This window comes from Actinoplanes sp. NPDC049802 (genome assembly GCF_040656595.1).
Taxonomy (GTDB): Bacteria; Actinomycetota; Actinomycetes; order Mycobacteriales; family Micromonosporaceae; genus Actinoplanes.
Genome location: NZ_JBFAMR010000022.1, coordinates 1 through 18,083, shown reverse-complemented (window position 1 = coordinate 18,083; position 18,083 = coordinate 1). Strand labels below are relative to the sequence as shown.

14 protein-coding genes are annotated in these 18,083 nt (G+C 72.0%); 9 read left to right on the top strand and 5 right to left on the bottom strand.

Annotation, left to right across the window (positions count from 1 at the left end; genetic code table 11):
* Positions 1-8: 8 nt before the first annotated feature.
* The 3 genes from AB0I88_RS17290 to AB0I88_RS17280 all read right to left on the bottom strand — a co-directional run bounded on the left by AB0I88_RS17290 (position 9) and on the right by AB0I88_RS17280 (position 4,575).
* Positions 9-2,243 carry an RICIN domain-containing protein gene (locus AB0I88_RS17290; protein ID WP_361024673.1) on the bottom strand — a complete coding sequence of 745 codons (2,235 nt, stop codon included), beginning with the start codon at positions 2,241-2,243 and terminating at the stop codon, positions 9-11.
* Positions 2,244-2,461: 218 nt separating this feature from the next.
* Complete coding sequence (locus AB0I88_RS17285; RefSeq protein ID WP_361024670.1) at positions 2,462-3,883, bottom strand: HAMP domain-containing sensor histidine kinase; 1,422 nt, start codon at positions 3,881-3,883, stop codon at positions 2,462-2,464.
* Between the two features lie 2 nt (positions 3,884-3,885).
* On the bottom strand, positions 3,886-4,575 hold the full coding sequence (locus AB0I88_RS17280) for a response regulator transcription factor (protein WP_361024667.1): 690 nt from the start codon (positions 4,573-4,575) through the stop codon (positions 3,886-3,888).
* A gap of 178 nt (positions 4,576-4,753) precedes the next feature.
* On the opposite strand from AB0I88_RS17280, the gene AB0I88_RS17275 reads away from it, so the two are divergent.
* The 4 genes from AB0I88_RS17275 to AB0I88_RS17260 all read left to right on the top strand — a co-directional run bounded on the left by AB0I88_RS17275 (position 4,754) and on the right by AB0I88_RS17260 (position 10,619).
* Positions 4,754-5,674 carry an ADP-ribosylglycohydrolase family protein gene (locus AB0I88_RS17275; protein WP_361024664.1) on the top strand — a complete coding sequence of 307 codons (921 nt, stop codon included), beginning with the start codon at positions 4,754-4,756 and terminating at the stop codon, positions 5,672-5,674.
* A gap of 322 nt (positions 5,675-5,996) precedes the next feature.
* On the top strand, positions 5,997-7,994 hold the full coding sequence (gene thrS / locus AB0I88_RS17270) for a threonine--tRNA ligase (protein WP_361024661.1): 1,998 nt from the start codon (positions 5,997-5,999) through the stop codon (positions 7,992-7,994).
* Positions 7,995-8,074: 80 nt separating this feature from the next.
* Positions 8,075-10,078 carry a sensor domain-containing diguanylate cyclase gene (locus tag AB0I88_RS17265; RefSeq protein WP_361024658.1) on the top strand — a complete coding sequence of 668 codons (2,004 nt, stop codon included), beginning with the start codon at positions 8,075-8,077 and terminating at the stop codon, positions 10,076-10,078.
* A gap of 64 nt (positions 10,079-10,142) precedes the next feature.
* Entirely contained in the window at positions 10,143-10,619 is a 477-nt protein-coding gene (locus AB0I88_RS17260; RefSeq protein WP_361024941.1) for an HIT domain-containing protein, read from the top strand.
* Here the strand turns inward: AB0I88_RS17260 and AB0I88_RS17255 are convergent.
* On the bottom strand, positions 10,590-11,171 hold the full coding sequence (locus AB0I88_RS17255; protein ID WP_361024655.1) for a TetR/AcrR family transcriptional regulator: 582 nt from the start codon (positions 11,169-11,171) through the stop codon (positions 10,590-10,592). The genes AB0I88_RS17260 and AB0I88_RS17255 overlap by 30 nt on opposite strands.
* 54 nt (positions 11,172-11,225) lie before the next feature.
* On the opposite strand from AB0I88_RS17255, the gene AB0I88_RS17250 reads away from it, so the two are divergent.
* Complete coding sequence (locus tag AB0I88_RS17250) at positions 11,226-12,395, top strand: FAD-dependent monooxygenase (RefSeq protein WP_361024652.1); 1,170 nt, start codon at positions 11,226-11,228, stop codon at positions 12,393-12,395.
* Here AB0I88_RS17250 and AB0I88_RS17245 read toward each other — a convergent pair.
* Complete coding sequence (locus AB0I88_RS17245) at positions 12,388-14,550, bottom strand: elongation factor G-like protein EF-G2 (RefSeq protein WP_361024649.1); 2,163 nt, start codon at positions 14,548-14,550, stop codon at positions 12,388-12,390. The two genes, AB0I88_RS17250 and AB0I88_RS17245, sit on opposite strands and share 8 nt — an antisense overlap.
* Before the next feature lie 176 nt (positions 14,551-14,726).
* On the opposite strand from AB0I88_RS17245, the gene pgsA reads away from it, so the two are divergent.
* The 4 genes from pgsA to AB0I88_RS17225 are packed head-to-tail and all read left to right on the top strand — an operon-like array spanning position 14,727 to position 17,931.
* Positions 14,727-15,347 carry a phosphatidylinositol phosphate synthase gene (gene pgsA / locus AB0I88_RS17240; RefSeq protein ID WP_361024646.1) on the top strand — a complete coding sequence of 207 codons (621 nt, stop codon included), beginning with the start codon at positions 14,727-14,729 and terminating at the stop codon, positions 15,345-15,347.
* Positions 15,344-16,210: a phosphatidylinositol mannoside acyltransferase gene (locus tag AB0I88_RS17235; protein ID WP_361024643.1), complete on the top strand. Its 867-nt coding sequence runs from the start codon at positions 15,344-15,346 to the stop codon at positions 16,208-16,210. The genes pgsA and AB0I88_RS17235 overlap by 4 nt, the downstream gene beginning before the upstream one ends.
* 8 nt (positions 16,211-16,218) lie before the next feature.
* Positions 16,219-17,355 carry a glycosyltransferase family 4 protein gene (locus tag AB0I88_RS17230; RefSeq protein WP_361024640.1) on the top strand — a complete coding sequence of 379 codons (1,137 nt, stop codon included), beginning with the start codon at positions 16,219-16,221 and terminating at the stop codon, positions 17,353-17,355.
* Between the two features lie 30 nt (positions 17,356-17,385).
* The gene (locus AB0I88_RS17225) at positions 17,386-17,931 is read left to right on the top strand and encodes a hypothetical protein (RefSeq protein WP_361024636.1); all 546 of its coding nucleotides are present in this window, start codon (positions 17,386-17,388) and stop codon (positions 17,929-17,931) included.
* The last annotated feature ends 152 nt before the right edge of the window (positions 17,932-18,083 follow it).

Below are 18,083 nucleotides of genomic sequence, written 5' to 3'. Positions count from 1 at the left end.
TCCTCCGGTCAGTCGGGAACCGCGGTCCAGCTCTGGTGCCGCTGGTCGGTGTCCTTCTGCAGTACCAGCACGCGCCGCGTGCCGAAGCGCTGCGCGCCCACGCCGATGACCAGGTCGCCGGCGGCGGCCCGGATGGTGAAGCCGTACGCCGAGGCGCGCAGCGTCCACCGCGCCGCCCGGCCGGCCTTGCAGTCGCCCTGCACCAGCGGCGCCCCGGCGACCGCGGACCCGCCGAGCGGGACCACACACCGGTTGCTCGCCTTGGACACCAGCGAGTAGGTGCCGCCCTCCGCGGGCACCAGCTGCCACTGCTGCTGGGTGCCACCCTCGTCGCTGCCGAGGATGACCGGGGTGCCGTCGGCCGCTCGGGCCGCGTACAGGTCGGCCGCGCCGCCGGTCAGCGAGTTGGTCAGCACGAACCAGGAATTCTGCACCGGGCGGGCCGACGGCGCCGTCTCGGCGGTGCCCTTGGCGTGGTAGCCCAGTCTCCGGTTACGGACCTCGACCCGGTACTTCGCGTCCGGCCTCAAGCCGATCAGCCGGGCCCGGGTGGCCCGGGTGGTGGCCACCGGCTCGCCGTCCACCGACACCTCGTACTTCGCGTCGGCGGCGGCCGCGCTCCAGATCAGCCGGACCGAGCCGCTCGTCGCCTCACGGATCTCCAGTACCGCCTGCACGCCGTCGTCGGTCACCTCCGGCGGGGCCGCCGGGACCGCGTCGCCGGGCTGGTCGCCGGTGCCGTCCGCGACGGGCGGCGTGGTGTGGTGCGCGACCGGGGTGACGTCCACCGGCGGCAGCCCCGCGGAGACGCTGGGCTGCGGCGCCGGGCCGGTGCTCGCCGAGACGCTGGGTTCGGGTGTGGGCGTGGAGCCGCTCGGGCTCGGCGCCGCCGTGCTCGGCGCCGGTGCCGGGGCGGACGGGCTCGCCGGCGGGGGGCCGGCCGGCGCGCCCTTGTCCGGCACCGTGGCGCCGGGAGCGTCCGGGATGTCGTCACCGCCGTCGCTGCGCAGCAGGAACTCGCTGAGCGCCACGTTCCAGTGCTTCGCCAGGTAGCTGCCCGGCTTCGGGTTCGTGCTGAAGTAGTCGTCGTGCCCGCAGTCGAGGCGGATCTCGTTCTTCTTCGGGCACACGTTCTTCACCGGCTTGCCGGTCCGGTCCTCGCCGCAGAGCAGGTCGTACTCGTCCAGGCAACTACCCGCGCCGGTCGCGTTCGGCGAGTCGGTGAGGACCGCGCCGAGGGTGTGGGTCAGCTGGTGGGCGGCCATCGCGGCGCTCCAGCAGCCGGAGTCGACCCGGGCGTACGACGGGCCGCCGTTGTTGCGGTTGCCCCGGCCGGCCCGGGTGTCGTTGACGTAGGTCGAGATGCCGCAGTACAGGTTCGTGTCGGCGAACATCAGGTACTTGCGGTCGGTGCGGTTGTAGCCGAGCCCGCGCAGCGCGTCGACGGTGGTGGCGAACGTGCGCAGCGAACCGTCCGGCAGTTCCACCTCGGCGACGTCGGCGCGGCACTCGGGCGTCGTGACGTACCGGACGTGCCGGGAGCCGCCGGTCTCGCCCGCGCTGGCGTCGAAGATGGTGTCCACCCCGGCGGCCCAGGTGCGGAACGAGTTCAGGAACCTCGGGTACCGGCTGGCGTTGCCGGACTCGTGCAGGTAGAGCAACTGCACCCGCTTGCCGGTGCGGCCGTCACCGGCGCAGGCCACGTCGCCCGGGCCCAGGATGAAGTCGGCCTGGCCGGGCGCGGCGTCCGGGATCAGGGCCGGGGCGTCCGCGGTGATGGCGCTGCCGCCCTCGTCGCGGGCGATCTCGGCGTCGCCGGGCACGTTCCCGGTCTCCCGCCGCACGGCGGCCATCTGGTCGCCGCCGGCGGTCACCGGGGCGACGTCACGGCGCACCGCGAGACCTGCCGGAGCCGGATCCGGGCCGTGCGTGCAGAGCTCGTCGAACAGCTGGTACGACCCGGCGCAGGCCGAATCGGACGAGGCCAGCTTCAGCCCGTCGTAGACCAGACCCTGCTCCGGGGCGTCGGTCGGCAGCGCGGTCAGCGCGAAGTCGTCGTCGGAGGGGCCGCCGCCGATCACGCTGGGGCCGACGACCCCGCCGACCCCGAGCAGGGCCAGACCCAGCGCTACCGGGAGGAGGCGGAAGGTCGCGGAGCGTGTGCGGGGAGTTTTCGGAGGGCTCGCCGCGCGGCGCCGTCCTGGCGGCGACCCGCGGAACGTCGGCCGGCGATGCGCGGACACGGCGTCTCCTCGTCGAGCGGTGTTGCGGTGGGAGGGGCCCATGGGGTGACCGCCTCCCACCGCACGGTGGCTTCGCGGTTCGCGGCGTAGGGGACGCGCTGCGGGTTGCGATCCGGGAAGCCGGATGGGATCGGTGGGAACCCTGCCAGCCCCGCGCCCCCAGGGGAACGTTCTTAAAACAGATATAAGCCAGGGCTGTCCCGATCGGGGGATACGGCTCATTCCCGTCCTCGTTGCCAGCGACGCCGTCCCGGATCACGGTCGCGTGCCGGCCGGCCCCGTCCGACCAGCCCGAACCTGCTCGGCTGTTTCGGGGTGGCGTCCGCGTCGGCCAACAGCATGACCACGCTGGCGCCACCCATGGCGGCCCGGTCCAGGCTGAGCGACCCGCCGGTCGTCTGCGCCACCCGGCGGGCGATGTCCAGCCCCAGACCGGTCGAACCCTGATTGCTCTGGCCGCGCCGCAGCGCGCCCTGCGGATCGGGGATGCCGGGGCCGGCGTCGTCGACCCGCAGCGCCACCCAGCCGTCGCGCCGCGACAGCCCGACCTCGAAGGCGGTGCCCTGCGGGGTGTAGCGGAAGACGTTGCCGAGCACCGCGTCCAGTGCGGCGGCCAGCTCGGTCCGGGCCACCGGCACCGGGATCCGCAGATGCGCGCCGACCACCCGGTACTGCCGCTCCTGGTCGCCGGCGAGCGCGGACCAGAACATCATCCGCTCCCGAACCACCTCGCTGGCGTCGCACAACTCGTTCTCGGGGGTGGCGGCGACCCGGTCGGCGACGGCCTGCCGGGTGGTGTTGATCAGCTGGTTGACCTCGTCCTCCAGGGTGGTGATCGCCTGCCGGATGCGGCGGATCCCGCGGCGGCGGTCCACCTCGTCCGCGGTGAGGTCGATGATCTGGGTGTCGTCGGGGTCGAGCGCCTCGGCGTCGAGCCGCAACGCGGTCAGCGGGGTACGCAGCCGGTGCGACAGGTCGGCGACGAGTTCCCGTTCGTCGGTCCGCGAGGTGACCAACCGGTCGGCCATCCGGTTGAAGGCGTAACCGGCCTCCGCCAGCTCCCTCGGGCCGGACGGGCTGATCCGGACGCCCAGATCGCCGTCACCGACCGCGAGCGCCGCCTCGACCAGGTTGCGGGCCGAGTCGACGGCGCCGCGGGCCAGCCGGTCCACCACCACGACCGCACCACCCACCAGCACCACCGCGAGACCGAGCAGCAGCCACCAGTCCCGGGCGGTGTTGTGGTTCAGCGCCGAGTCGGCCACGAACGCCTCGACCACCAGGGTCCGTGAGCCGACCGTGACCGGCTGGAGGTGGACCATCCCGCCGTCGACCTCCTCGACGGTCGGTTCGGGCGCGGTCGCGGCGCGGTCGATCAGGCCGGCGTCGGCCCGCCCACCGGCGGACGGTGAGAGCCCCGGGGTGTGCACCACCGGTGCGCCACCGGCCAGCGTGACCGCGGCGGCCACGCCACGCTCGCCGGCTCCGGAGGCGATGGCGCCGGCCACCGTCGCGGTACGGGCGGCGGCGTCCGCGAGAGCGGCGTCCCGATGGTCGTCGCGCAGGCCCCAGCCGAGCGGTACGAGGAAGACGAGTGCGGCGACGGCGGTCGTGGCGGCGGTGGTGTACGCCAGCCGCAACCTCAGTCCGGCGCCACCAACCGGAATCCGACCCCCCGCACGGTGCGCAGGTAGCGGGGCTTCGCCGCGGACTCGCCCAGTTTCCGGCGCAGCCAGTACAAATGCACGTCGATGGTCTGGTCCTCGCCGACCGATGGCTGTCGCCATACCTCCTCCAACAGCTCACGACGGGAAACCACTCGGCCCGGACGGGCGGCGAGGTAGGCCAGCAGGTCGAACTCCTTGCGGGTCAGCGCCAGTGGCTGAGCACCGAGGGTGGCGCTGCGCTCGCCCACGTCCACACGCAGCTCGCCGACCTCGTGGACGGCGGGTTGCGCGGCCCGGCTGGCCCGGCCGACGCGGCGCAGCACGGTGGCTATTCGCGCGTCCAGGTGGGCGCCGGTGAACGGCTTGACCATGTAGTCGTCGGCGCCGGCCCGCAGCAGCCGGACGACGGTCTGCTCGTCGTCGCGCGCGGTGGCGATGATGATCGGCACGTCGGTGATGCCGCGCAGCATCCGCAAGGCGTCCGATCCGTCCAGATCGGGTAGTCCCAGATCCAGCACGACGAGGTCGGGCGTCTCCGCGGCGACCCGCCGCAGCGCTTCCAGGGCGGTGCCGACGGCGTGCACGGCGTGTCCCCGGTCGGCGAGCGATCGGAGCATGGCGCCGCGCACGACATGGTCGTCTTCGACGAGCAACACCGTGGCCATGCGAAGACCGTAGCGTCAATGGCAAGCCAGATCCTAAAGGGTGATCGAGCGAGAGTCCTTGATGACGCTCAGTGAGATTTGTACGCGACAAGAGGGCCCATTCGCGTCAATTGCGCATTGTGGAGCGCAAGGTCGGTCGCCAACGAACGTCAGTGATGCAATACGATCCGAAGTACCGATGTCATTCACCCTTTTCCCCGGTACGCGACTCGCGCTGGCCCTGGAGAGCCTCGCCGGCCTCAGTGTCGGAGACGCCCTCGGCGCCCAGTACTTCGTGCCCGGCAACCGGCCCGCCGACCTGCTCGAGGCGATCCTGCCCGAGCCGCCGTGGGAGTGGACCGACGACACCGAGCAGGCCTGCTGCCTGGTCGCCACGCTGGCCGAGGGCGACTTCGACCGGGACGCCTTCGCCGAACTGCTGGCCCGCCGCTTCGAGCCGTACCGGGGGTACGGTCCGGGCGCCGTGGTGATGCTCCGGGAGATCCGCGAGGGCCTGCCCTGGCCGATCGCCGCGGCCGCCGCCTTCAACGGGCAGGGTTCCTGCGGCAACGGCGCGGCCATGCGGGCCGCGCCGTTGGGCGCCTGGCACGCCGACTCGCTCGCGCACGCCGCGGTCCAGGGGGTACGCGCCGCCGAGGTGACACACGCCCATCCCGAGGGCGTCGCCGGTGGCGTGGCGGTGACCGTGGCCGCCGCGGTGGCCGCCGCCGCCCGGCTGAACGGGCACAAACCGGATCGCGGGCAGCTGCTGCGGGCCACCGCCGGGCACACGCCGGCCGGTGTGGTGCGCGACGGCCTGCTGGAGGCGGCCGCGCTGTCCATGACGACGGTCGCCGAGGCCGCCGAACGGCTCGGCTCGGGCGCGCAGGCGACCGCCCAGGACACCGTGCCGTTCGCGCTCTGGGCCGCCGACCGGTTCCTCGACGACTACCCGGCGGCCGTGGCGGCGTGCGTGCTCGCGGGCGGTGACGTGGACACCACGGCGGCGATCGCCGGGGGAGTGGTGGCGGCCCACACCGGCTTCGACGGCATCCCGGCGGCCTGGCTGTCGGCTCGCGAACCCCTTCCCGGATGGCTCGCCGCCGTGGGCGGCGAATGACGCGTGTGACTTTCGGGTGCGATGCGCACCCCAACTCCACACGCGTGGCTTTCGGCTGCGATGCGCACCCAACTTCACGTGTGGCTTTCGGGTGCGATCCGCGCCCCAACTCCACACGCGTGGCTTTCGGCTGCGATGCGCACCCAACTTCACGTGTGGCTTTCGGGTGCGATGCGCACCCCGGCTCCACGCGTGTGGCTTTCGGGTGCGATCCGCACCCGAAAGCCACACGCGTTTGAGCGGCGCGCGCCGGGCGAAACCCGCCGAAGCTCGGCGGATAGCATCAGGGACGGTCCGCGTCACCTTCCGAATGGAGATCACCGTGTCTGCACCCCGTACACCAGCTGTGGCCGACCCACTAGTCGTCCCGGCCGGGACTACGGCGGCCGACGCGGTGGCCGCCGCCGGGCTCCCGGCGCACGGGCCGAAGGCCGTCGTCGTGGTCCGTGAGGCCGACGGCCGGCTGCGCGACCTGCACTGGAAGCCTTCGGCCGACACCGAGGTGACCCCGGTCGCCATCGACACGCCGGACGGGCTCGACGTGCTGCGCCACTCGACCGCGCACGTGCTCGCCCAGGCCGTGCAGGACGTGTTCCCGGAGGCGAAGCTGGGCATCGGCCCGCCGATCCGGGACGGCTTCTACTACGACTTCGACGTGGCGAAGCCGTTCCAGCCGGAGGACCTGACGAAGCTCGAGAAGCGGATGCAGGAGATCGTCAAGGCCGGCCAGACGTTCCGGCGGCGGGAGTACGCCTCCCTGGACGAGGCGAAGACCGAGCTGGCGAACGAGCCGTTCAAGCTCGAGCTGGTGGACATCAAGGGCGACGTGGACGAGGAGGCCGCCGCCGTCGGGGCGGGCGAGCTGACCCACTACGACAACCTCGACTCCGACGGCAACCGGGTCTGGGGCGACCTGTGCCGCGGCCCGCACCTGCCGTCGACCCGGCTCATCCCGGCGTTCAAGCTGATGCGCTCGGCCGCCGCCTACTGGCGCGGGTCGGAGAACAACCCACAGCTCCAGCGGGTCTACGGGACGGCGTGGCCGTCGCGGGACGAGCTCAAGGCGTACCTCAACCGTCTTGCCGAGGCCGAGCGCCGCGACCACCGCAAGCTGGGCGCCGAGCTGGATCTCTTCTCCTTCCCCGACGAGATCGGGTCGGGTCTCGTGGTCTTCCACCCGAAGGGTGGGGTGATCAAGCGGGAGATGGAGGACTACGTCCGGGCCCGGCACATCGAGGAGGGCTTCCAGTACGTCGGCAGCCCGCACATCACCAAGGAGGGCCTGTTCCACACGTCGGGACATCTGCCCTACTACAAGGACACGATGTTCCCCCCGATGGAGCTGGAGGGGGCGAACTACTACCTCAAGGCGATGAACTGCCCGATGCACAACCTGATCTTCAGGTCGCGCGGGCGGTCCTACCGTGAGCTGCCGATGCGGCTGTTCGAGTTCGGCACGGTGTACCGCTACGAGAAGTCCGGCGTGGTGCACGGCCTGACCCGGGTGCGCGGCCTGACCCAGGACGACTCGCACTCCTACGTCACCGCCGAGCAGGCGCCGGACGAGATCAAGCACCTGCTGAACTTCGTGCGCTCGCTGCTCGACGACTTCGGCCTGGACGACTACTACCTGGAGTTGTCGACCCGGGACCCGAAGAGCGACAAGTTCATCGGTACGGACGAGCAGTGGGAGAAGGCCACCAAGGTCCTGTCCGACGTGGCCGAGGAGTCCGGCCTGGAGTTGGTGCTCGACCCGGGTGGCGCGGCCTTCTACGGCCCCAAGATCAGTGTCCAGGCGAAGGACGCGATCGGGCGTACGTGGCAGATGTCGACCATCCAGTACGACTTCAACCAGCCGGCCGGGTTCGGTCTGGAGTACCAGGCGGCCGACGGTTCCCGGCAGGAGCCGGTGATGATCCACTCGGCGAAGTTCGGCTCGATCGAGCGGTTCTTCGGTGTGCTTGTCGAGCACTACGCGGGCGCGTTCCCGGCCTGGCTGGCGCCGGTGCAGGTGGTCGGCATCCCGATCCGCGACGACCACGCCGACTACCTGGCCGAGTTCGTCGCGAGGCTCAAGAAGGAAGGCATCCGCGCCGAGGTCGACTACTCGACCGAGCGGATGCAGAAGAAGATCCGCACCGCGCAGCAGCAGAAGATCCCGTTCATGGCGATCGCCGGTGACGACGACGTCAACGGCGGCACCGTGTCGTTCCGCTACCGGGACGGCTCGCAGCGCAACGGCGTCTCGATCGACGAGGCGGTCGCCCACGTGGTCGAGGTGGTCCGCTCCCGAGTTAACACCGGCCCGACGGCGGCCTGAGCTCAACTCCCGATCCCGCCGTCCGACGTGACCGCGGAGTAGCCCCGCGGAACGCCGTGGCGGCGGGATCAGGAGGACTGATGCGGTTCCGGACGCCGACGCCGGCGCTGGCGGGGTATTTCCTGGTCACCGTCTGGTTCGTGCTGCACCTGCTGAACGTGGGCGGGTGGGAGTTCCAGAGCGCCGCGTACAAGATCTTCGCCCCGTTGCTGTCGGCGGTCCCGGCCTCCCTCGCCTGGCGGGCGTGGCGGGCCGCCCGCCGGGCCGGGCTCCGCGGCGCCCGGCGGCACCTGCTGCTCACCACGCTCGGCTGGTCGTGCATGACGGCGTCCGCGCTGGTACGGATCGGTGATCCGGCCTACCCGTCGACGTCGCCGGTGGCGCTCGCCCTGGACCTCGTGGTCACCGTGCTGATCCTGGCGGCCCTGCTGCTCACCCCGGTGGTGAACCGCTGGTCGGCCAGCCGGCTGCGGCTCGGCCTCGACATGGCGACCGTGCTGCTGGCCGGCGCCGCGTTCCTCTGGTATTTCCTGGTCTACCCGGCGGTCGAGGCCGGCGCCGACGCGGCCGAGCCGACGGTGGTGCTGGTGCGCACCACCGGCGTGCTGATCGCGCTGTTCGCCGTCACCCGGCTCTGGCTCGGCGGGGTGGCCGAGATCAGCCGCAGGGCGATGCGGTTCGCGGTGGTCGGCGCGGTCGCCCAGACCGCGGTGAACGTGATGCAGCAGACCCTCCCGGTCGAGCACCTGCACTTCGCGCTGGCGGCTCGGCAGATCTTCATCGGCATCCTGATCGCGGCGTCGGTCGCGCACCTGCGCAAGATCACCCATGGCGAGGACTCCGGCGCCGGTGCGCGCGGACCGTCCAGCCTGACGCCGTACGCGGCGGTCGCCGCGGTCGACGCGCTGCTGGTCGGCGCGCTGCTCACCGGCGGGCTGGACCTCGGCGCGTGGGTGGTGCTCGGCGCCGCGATGACGCTGACCACCCTGGTGGTGGCCCGGCAGGTGGTCGGCCTGCGGGACAACACCCGTCTCGTGGTACGCGTCGACGCCGGCATGCGGGCGCTGCGCGAGTCGATGGCCCGCGAGCAACTCCTCAGCGACCTCGGCACCGCGCTGCTGCGGACCACCGACGCGGCCCAGGTGCACCGGCTCGCCGCCGACGCCGCGGCCACTCTGCTCGACGGCTGCGCCAACGCCCGTACCTCGGTGGTCACGGTCTCGCCGGACGGCGTGGTCTGGACCGTGGTGCACGCTTCCGGCGCCGGCGCCGAGGCCCTGCTCGGCGTCGAACTGCCGGGCGCCATGGTGCCGTCCGGGCTGGCCGCCCGGGTGGCCCGCGGCGAGGTCGTCACCGCGCCCGGCTGGTCCGGCCTGGGCGTCGCCGGCCTGGACGCCTTCGACCACCGGCCGATCATGCTGCTGCCGCTGCTCAACGGCGACCGGTTCTTCGGGGTGCTGACCGTCGGCACCGACGAGGAGCTGCCCGCCGACGTGATGAAGGCGCTGCAGACCCTGCGCACCCAGGTGTCGCTGGCGCTGGACAGCGTGGCGCTGACCGCCGAGCTGACGGTGCGGGCCATGCACGACATGCTCACCGGGCTCGGCAACCGGGCTCTGCTGCGCGACCGGCTGACCGGGGCGCTGGCGCGCTCACGGCGTACCGTCCGGCCGGTCGGGGTGCTGCTGCTCGATCTGAACGGCTTCAAACCGGTCAACGACACGTACGGGCACGACGCCGGCGACACGCTGCTCAAGGTGGTGGCCGAGCGGTTGAAGACCTGTGTGCGTACCGAGGACATGGTGGCCCGGCTGGGCGGCGACGAGTTCGTGGTGGTGGCCGAGGATCTGCGGGAACCTGCCGACGCGCTGCGGATCGCCGAGCGGATCGTGACTGCGCTGGACGAGGCGGTCCCGGTCGGCGGGCACCTGTTGCGGACTCCGGCGAGCATCGGCATCGCCCTGTCCGAGCCGGGGGACAGCCCGGACGACGTGCTGCGGTATGCCGACGCCGCCATGTACACGGCGAAGCGTCTCGGGGGCGGCCGGTTCCACGTGCATGGTGAGGCGGCCGTTTCCGCATAGGATGCGGGACGTGGACGATCTGGGTGTGCCGGACGGGCTGGAGCGGCTCTGGACGCCGCACCGGATGACCTACATCTCGGGCGAGGACCGCCCGGAGGGTGGGTATGAGAAGCCGGCCGGCTGCCCGTTCTGTCTGGCGCCCGGCCTGCCCGAGGCGCAGACGCTGGTGGTGGCGCGGGGCGTGCTGGTCTTCGCGGTGCTCAACCTGTATCCGTACAACCCGGGGCACCTGCTGGTCTGCCCGTACCGTCATGTGGCCGACTACACCGACCTCACCGAGGACGAGACGGCCGAGGTGGCCGCGTTCACCCGGACCGCGATGCGGGTGATCCGGGCGAGCAGCAGCCCGCACGGCTTCAATCTGGGGATGAACCAGGGCTCGGTGGCGGGCGCCGGGATCGCCGCCCACCTGCACCAGCACGTGGTGCCGCGGTGGGGCGGCGACGCCAACTTCATGCCGGTGATCGGCCGGACCAAGGTGCTGCCGCAGTTGCTCTACGACACCCGCGATCTACTGGCCAAGTCCTGGCCTTCCGCCTAGCGCCCGGACCCCGGCGACGATCTCCTCGGCGGTCGGGGCGGTCGCCGGGTCGGTGAGCCACTGGGTCACCACCCCCGACATCAGGGCCATCTGAGCCGACCCCAGGGTGCGCACGGTGACCTCGTCCAGCTCGTCCTCGGGGGTGCCGGTGATCAGCGCGGTCATGCCCTTGCGGCCCTCGTGGACGCCGGCCGCCAACTGGGCGCGAAGTGCCGGGTCGTGCTCGCTCTGGGTCAGTGCCTCGACGCTGGCCAGCCAGAGCGGCCGGTCGGCCTGGACGGAGCGGATCACCCGCCGCCAGAACCGCAGCATCGGCTCGGTGTCCGCGTCGCCGTCCGGCTCGCTGAGGGCCCGGCCGACGGCTTCGCCCCAGTCCTCCATCGAGCTGATCATCGCGGCGGTGAGCAGCGCCTTCGTCGACCCGTAGTGATAGCCGATCGACGCGAGGTTCGTGCCCGACGCGGCCACGATGTCGCGTGCCGTGATGTTCGCGTACCCCTTCTCGTAGAGCGCTCGTTTCGCTCCTACCAGCAGGTCTTCCCGGTGGCCCATGTCGCGCATCCTAACTTCTATACAAACGTATAAGACGTTTGTATAGTTGGTGGCATGACGAATCGCGAGGTCCTGATCTCAGGTGCGGGTGTGGCGGGTCCGGCGCTGGCCTTCTGGCTGGTCCGGGCGGGGTGGCGGGTCACCGTCGTGGAGCGGGCGCCGGAGCTGCGGGCCGGTGGCTACAAGGTCGACGTCCGCGGTGCCGGGACCACCGTCCTGCAGCGGATGGGGCTGCACGCCGCCGCCCGCGAGCGCGACACCGGGATGTGCCGCATCACCTACGTGAAGCGGGACGGCCGGCCGATCGCCGTCCTCCCGGCCGACCTGCTGATGGGCCGGCGCGGCGACGACCTGGAGATCATGCGCGGTGACCTGGGCCGGATCCTGTTCGACGCCACCGCCGCCGACGTGGACTACCGGTTCGGTGACGCGATCGCCGGCCTGACCGACGGGCCGGACGGGGTGGAGGTCACCTTCGAAAGCGGCGCGCGGGCCGAGTTCGCCTACGTGGTGGGTGCCGACGGCCTGCACTCGGCGACCCGCCGGCGGGTGTTCGGCGAGACCCCGCTCAGCCATCTGGGCGCGTACATCTCGATCTTCTCGGCGCCCAACGACCTCGGCATCGACCGCGAGGAGATCATGTATTCCGAGCCCGGCCGGCTGATCTTCGCGTACGCGATGGGCGCCGGCGAGCCCGCGAAGGTCGGCATGACCTTCGCGGCCGGCCCGCTCGACCACGACCGGCGCGACGTGGCCGGCCAGAAGGAGCTGGTCCGGGCGGCCTTCGCGGGCCGCGGCTGGCGCAGCGACGACTTCCTGGCGGCGATGGACGCCTCCGCCGACTTCTACTTCGACTCGCTCAGCCAGGTGGAGCTGCCGAGCTGGTCGGCCGGGCGGGTGACGCTGCTCGGCGACGCGGCGTACTGCCCGTCACCCGCCTCCGGGCAGGGCACCAGCCTGGCCCTCACCGGGGCCTACGTGCTCGGCCGGCACCTCGGCGCGCCGGGCGGGCTCGCCGCCTACGAGGCCGAGATGCGGCCGTATGTGGAGAAGAACATGGCCTTCGGCCGGAAGATGGCCCGGGACATGGTGCCCGGCAGCCGCCTCGCCATCGCGTTCCGTAACTACGGGATGCGGACCCTGCGCTTCCACCCGCGCAAGGAGCAGGTGATCGACAAGGTGCTCGCGCCGATGCACGAGGCGGCCAACGCCATCGTCATCTAGCGACCGCGTGCTCCTTGCGGACGGCCTCGGCCAGGTGCGGAGGCATCGGTTCGTGGCGCACGTAGCGCCGGGTGAACGTGCCGGTGCCCGAGGTGAGGGCGCGCAGCTCCACCGCGTACCGGACCAGCTCGGTGGCCGGGACCTCGGCGCGGACCAGGCTGCCCTCGCCCTCGCCACCGGACTCGCTGCCCATCGGGCGGCCGCGGCGGCCGGACAGGTCGCTCATCACCGCGCCGACGTAGGAGTCCGGAACCCGCACGATGATCTCGTCCACCGGTTCGAGCAGGGTGATCTGGCCCTGCTCGGCGGCGGCCCGCAGCGCCAGCGCGCCGGCCGTCTGGAAGGCGGCGTCCGAGGAGTCGACACTGTGCGCCTTGCCGTCGTAGAGGGTCACCCTCAGGTCCACCACCGGGTAACCGGCGGCCAGACCACGCTCGAGCTGGGCACGGACGCCCTTCTCCACCGACGGGATGTAGTTGTGCGGCACGGAGCCGCCGACCACCCGGTCGACGAACTGGAAGCCCTCGCCGCGGGGCAGCGGCTCGATCTCGATGTCGCAGACCGCGTACTGGCCGTGGCCGCCGGACTGCTTCACGTGCCGCCCGTGGCCCTTCGCCCGCGCGCCGAACGTCTCCCGCAGCGCCACCTTGACCGGCTCGGTGTCCAGCTCGACGCCGCCCGAGCGGAGCCGGTCGAGCACCACGTCGGCGTGCGACTCACCCATGGTCCAGAGCACCAGCTGGTGCGTCTCGGGGTTGCGCTCCAGGCGCAGCGTCGGGTCGCCGGCGACCAGCTTGGCCAGGTTCTTCGCGAGGGCGTCCTCGTCGGACCGGGTCTTGGCGACCACGGCGATCGGCAGCAGCGGCTCGGGCATCCGCCACGGCTCCATCAGCAGCGGATCGTCCTTGCTGGAGAGGGTGTCGCCGGTCTCCGCCGAGCCCGACTTGGTGATCGCGCAGATGTCGCCCGCCAGGCAGGAGGGCACCTCGCGCAGCTGTGCGCCGAGCGGCGAGTAGACGTGTGCCACCCGCTCGTCGGCGTCGTGGTCGGGGTGACCGCGCTCGGCCATACCGTGCCCGGAGACGTGCAGCGTCTGGTCCGGCCGCAGGGTGCCGGAGAAGACCCGGACCAGGGAGACCCGGCCGACGTGCCGGTCGATCGTGGTGCGGACCACCTCGGCCACCAGCGGGCCGGACGGGTCGCAGGTAAGCGGCGGGCGGGGCGAGCCGTCCACCCCGGTGACGACCGGCAGGCCGTGCTCCAACGGCGACGGGAAACCGCTGGCGATGGCGTCGAGCAGCGCGTCCAGACCGACGCGGGTGCCGGCGCAGACCGGGATTACCGGGTAGAAGTTGCCCCGCGCGACGGCCTTCTCCAGGTCCGGGATCAGGGCGTCGGTGCTGATCGTCTCGCCACCGAGGTAGCGGTCCATGAGGGTCTCGTCCTCGCTCTCCGCGATGATTCCCTCGATCAGCGTGTTCCGGTCGTCGGCGATCGGGTTCAGGTGCTCGGGCTCGGCGTCGCCGGCCCGCGGCGGGTAGCCCTCGGAGTAGTCCAGAACCCGCAGCGTGATCAGACCGAGCAGCCCGGCGATCGCCTCGCCGTCGTCGGCGAGCATCGGCTGGTAGATCGGCAGGACGTTCTCCCCGAACGCCTCCTGGCAATCCTGCAGCGCCTGGTCGTAGTCGGCACGCGGATGGTCGAGGCGGGTGATGGCCACGGCTCGCGGCATGCCGACCGCGGCGCACTCCTCCCAGAGGGCCACGGTGGACTCGTCCACGCCGTCGACCGCGGAGACCACGAAGAGCGCGGCGTCCGCGGCACGCAGGCCGGCCCGCAGCTCACCGACGAAGTCGGCGTACCCGGGCGTGTCCAGAAGGTTGATCTTCACGTTGCCGTGCATCAGCGGCGCGCAGGCCAGCGCCACCGAGCGCTGCTGCCGGATCGCCGCCGGATCGTGATCGGTGACCGTGGTGCCGTCCGTCACCCCGCCGGCCCGCGGGATCGTCCCGCTGGCCGAGAGCAGCGCCTCGACCAGGGTCGTCTTCCCGGAACCGGAATGGCCGACGAGCACCACGTTGCGAACTCTGCCGGGGTCGGTCACCGCCGGCGCACCGGCGCCGGCAAGCCCTTTCTCCGAAGTCTTCTGCGCCATGCCGAGCGCTCCCGTCGTTTCCCGTTTGTAACGCCGCTGTTGTCTGAATCCCACACCCGGCGCGGTAGTGGTCGCAAGGACTTCCGGCCCGTAACTGTGCCGGATGGTGACGATCCGGCCAACCCACGGCCCGAGCCGTACCACCGCTGGTCGCACGCCGTTATGGTGGGACGGCCATGGCAAAGATCGTTCAAACAACGGCTCGTGCCGTCGTCGCGTATGTCGTCGACCCCGTCGCCCGTTTTCTGCTCAGGATCGGCGTCTCACCAGACGCGGTCACCGTCGCCGGCACGGTCGGCGTGCTCATCGGTTCGTATTTCGGTGCGCAGGGTCACCTGTTCTGGGGCACCGTGATCGTAACCGCCTGTGCCCTCACCGACGTGCTCGACGGCACAATGGCCCGGCAACGGGGCGGTTCCTCCAAGTTCGGGGCGTTGCTCGACTCGTCCATGGACCGCATCGCCGACGGCGCCGTGTTCGGTGCGGTCACCTACTACCTGGCGACCGAGGGCAACCCGTTCGGCGGAGTCGTCGCGGCGCTGGTCAGCCTCGTCTTCGGGCAGGTCGTGTCGTACGTCAAGGCCCGCGCCCAGAGTCTCGGGCTGAACGCCGACGTCGGCATCGCCGAGCGCCTGGAACGGCTGCTCATCGTCGGCGCCGGCGGCCTGCTCGGCGCGGCCGGACTGGAGTGGGGCCTGCCCGCCGCGCTCTGGGTGCTGGCCGTGCTCTCCGTGATCACCGCCGCCCAGCGGCTGCTCCACGCACGGCGCACCGAGCCGAAGGCGGCCGCCGAGTGAAGGACCGGTTGATCGAACTCGGCTACCTGGCCGGGTGGCGGGTGGTCCGCGCGCTGCCGCTGCCGGTGGCGAAGGCCCTCTTCACCGCGGGCGCCGACCGGGCGTGGAAGAGCAACGGGCCCGGCACCCAGCGGCTGCGCGCCAACCTGCGCCACGTGGTCGGCGACGACATGCCCGACACCCTGGTCCGGGACGCGCTGCGCTCCTACGCCCGGTACTGGATGGAGGCGTTCCGGCTGCCGTCGCAGAGCCGCGAGCAGTTCCTCGACGGGTTCTTCATGGTCCCGGAGAGCTACCAGCAGCTCCGGCAGGCGGTCGCCGCCGGTGACGGGGTGATCCTGGCATTGCCGCACATGGGCAACTGGGACGCCGCCGGCGCGTGGGTGTGCTCACACGACTGGCCGCTGATCACGGTGGCCGAGCGGCTCAAACCCGAGGGCGTGGCCGAACAGTTCCTGGCGTACCGGGAGAAGCTCGGCATGAAGATCCTCCCGCACACCGGCGGGGATCGCGCACCGCTGGACGTGCTCGAGGAGCACCTCGGCAAGGGCTGGGTGGTCCCGCTGCTCGGCGACCGTGACCTGTCCCGCAGAGGCGTCGAGGTGGAGTTCTTCGGCGGGCGGACCAGGATGCCGGCCGGCCCGGCCATCCTCGCCATCCGCACCGGCGCGCCGCTCTTCGTGGTCGACCTCTGGTTCGACGAGACCCGCACCACGTCCCGGCTCCACAGGATCGTCCCGGCGGCGGACGGCCGGCTCGACGAGCGTGTGAAGGCCACCACCCAGATGCTTGCCGACGCGTACGCGGCCGGCATCGCCGATCACCCGCAGGACTGGCACATGCTCCAGAAGCTCTGGCTCTAGGAGGCGCCGTGCGGATCGGGATCGTCTCGCCGTACTCGTTCGACGTCCCCGGCGGTGTGCAGAACCACATCATGGACCTCGCGGAGGCCCTGCTCGGGCTCGGGCACGAGGTGAGCGTGCTGGCGCCCGCCGACGACGACGCCGAGTTGCCGGACTACGTGGTGCCCGCCGGACGGGCCGTGCCCCTGCCGTACAACGGCTCGGTGGCCCGGATCGCCTTCGGGCCGGTGTCGACCACCCGGGTCCGGCGCTGGCTGCGCCGCGGCGAGTTCGACGTGCTGCACGTTCACGAGCCGTTCTCACCCAGCCTCTCGTTCCTGGCCGTGGTGTCGGCGCGCGGCCCGGTGGTGGCCACCTTCCACACCGCGATGACCCGGTCGCGGGCGCTGTCCGGGCTCCAGCCCTTCCTCCAACCGGTGATGGAGAAGATCACCGCACGCATCGCGGTCAGCGAACTCGCCCGCAAGGTGCAGGTGGAACACCTCGGTGGTGGCGCGGTCGAGATCCCCAACGGGGTCGCGGTGGCCAAGTTCGCCTCGGCTTCGCCCTTGCCGGGATGGCCCGGCCCGGGTGGGGCGCTGGGCTTCCTGGGCCGGTTCACCGAGCCGCGCAAGGGCTTCCCCCTGCTGCGTACGGCGTACGTGTCGCTCGCCCGGGAACGCCCTGGGCTGCGGCTGCTGGTGGCCGGACCGGGCGACCGCGACGAGCTCTTCGACGACATCCCGGCCGGCCTGCACGATCGGGTGGAGTTCCTGGGCCTGGTCTCCGAGGTGGACAAGGCGCGGATGCTGCGCAGCGTCGACGTCTACGTGGCCCCGAACACCGGCGGCGAGAGCTTCGGCATGATCCTGACCGAGGCGATGGCGGCCGGAGCCGCGATCGCCGCGAGCGACCTGGACGCGTTCCGCCGGGTGCTCGACGGCGGCCGGGCCGGGGCGCTGTTCCCCACCGGCGACCAGGCGTCTCTCACCGAGCTGCTGGGTGTGCTGCTGGACGACCCGGCCCGGCGCGCCGAGCTGGCCTCCTGCGCCCGCCAGGTGGTCGGTACGTTCGACTGGCCGAGTGTGGCCAACCGGGTGCTCGAGGTGTACGCGACCGCCATCGAGGCCACCGACGGGAGGGTTTTCGACGACGAGTGGTCCTGACCACGGCCGCGGACACAACCGGGCACTACGATGCCCGGCATGTGGTGGGTGGTGGGAGTCGTCGTGCTGGCCGCGATCTTCTCGGCGTACCTCGGCTGGACCGCCCAGCGGGTGGAGCGCCTGCATGCGCGGGCCCGGTCGGCCGAGCGCGCCCTGGACGCGCATCTGTTGCGCCGGGCGGCGGCGGCCGCGGTGGTCGCCGAGCGGTCCGATGCGGTGGAGCTGTACGCGGCGGCCCGGCTGGCGCTGGACGCCGAGCCGGGGGACCGGGAGACGGCCGAGAACGACCTGACCCGCCAGCTGCAGAGCATCGTGCTGGATCCGGCCGATCCGGCGGCCCGCACCCTGGTGGCCACCAGCCGGCGCGTCGTCCTGGCCCGCCAGGTGCACACCGACCAGGTCCGTGACGCGCTGAACGCCCGCCGCCGGGTGGTCGTCCGACTGCTTCGGCTGGCCCGCCGCTACCCCCGCCCGGAGTACTTCGACATCGTCGAGCCGGTCCTGCCCGACCTGCCCGCGGTTCCGCTGCCCACGCCGGCCCCACCCGCCGAGGGCATCCTGCCCGCCTCCCTCTGACAGCGAGAAAGGCCGTGTGACTTTCGGGTGCGGTCCGCGCCCCGATTCCGCACGCTGGCTGGCCCGTTGTGTGGTTTTCGGGTGCGGAACGCACCCCCAAAACACATCGGAAGATCACACCAAAGGACACAAGACACCAAACTGCGGGGAGG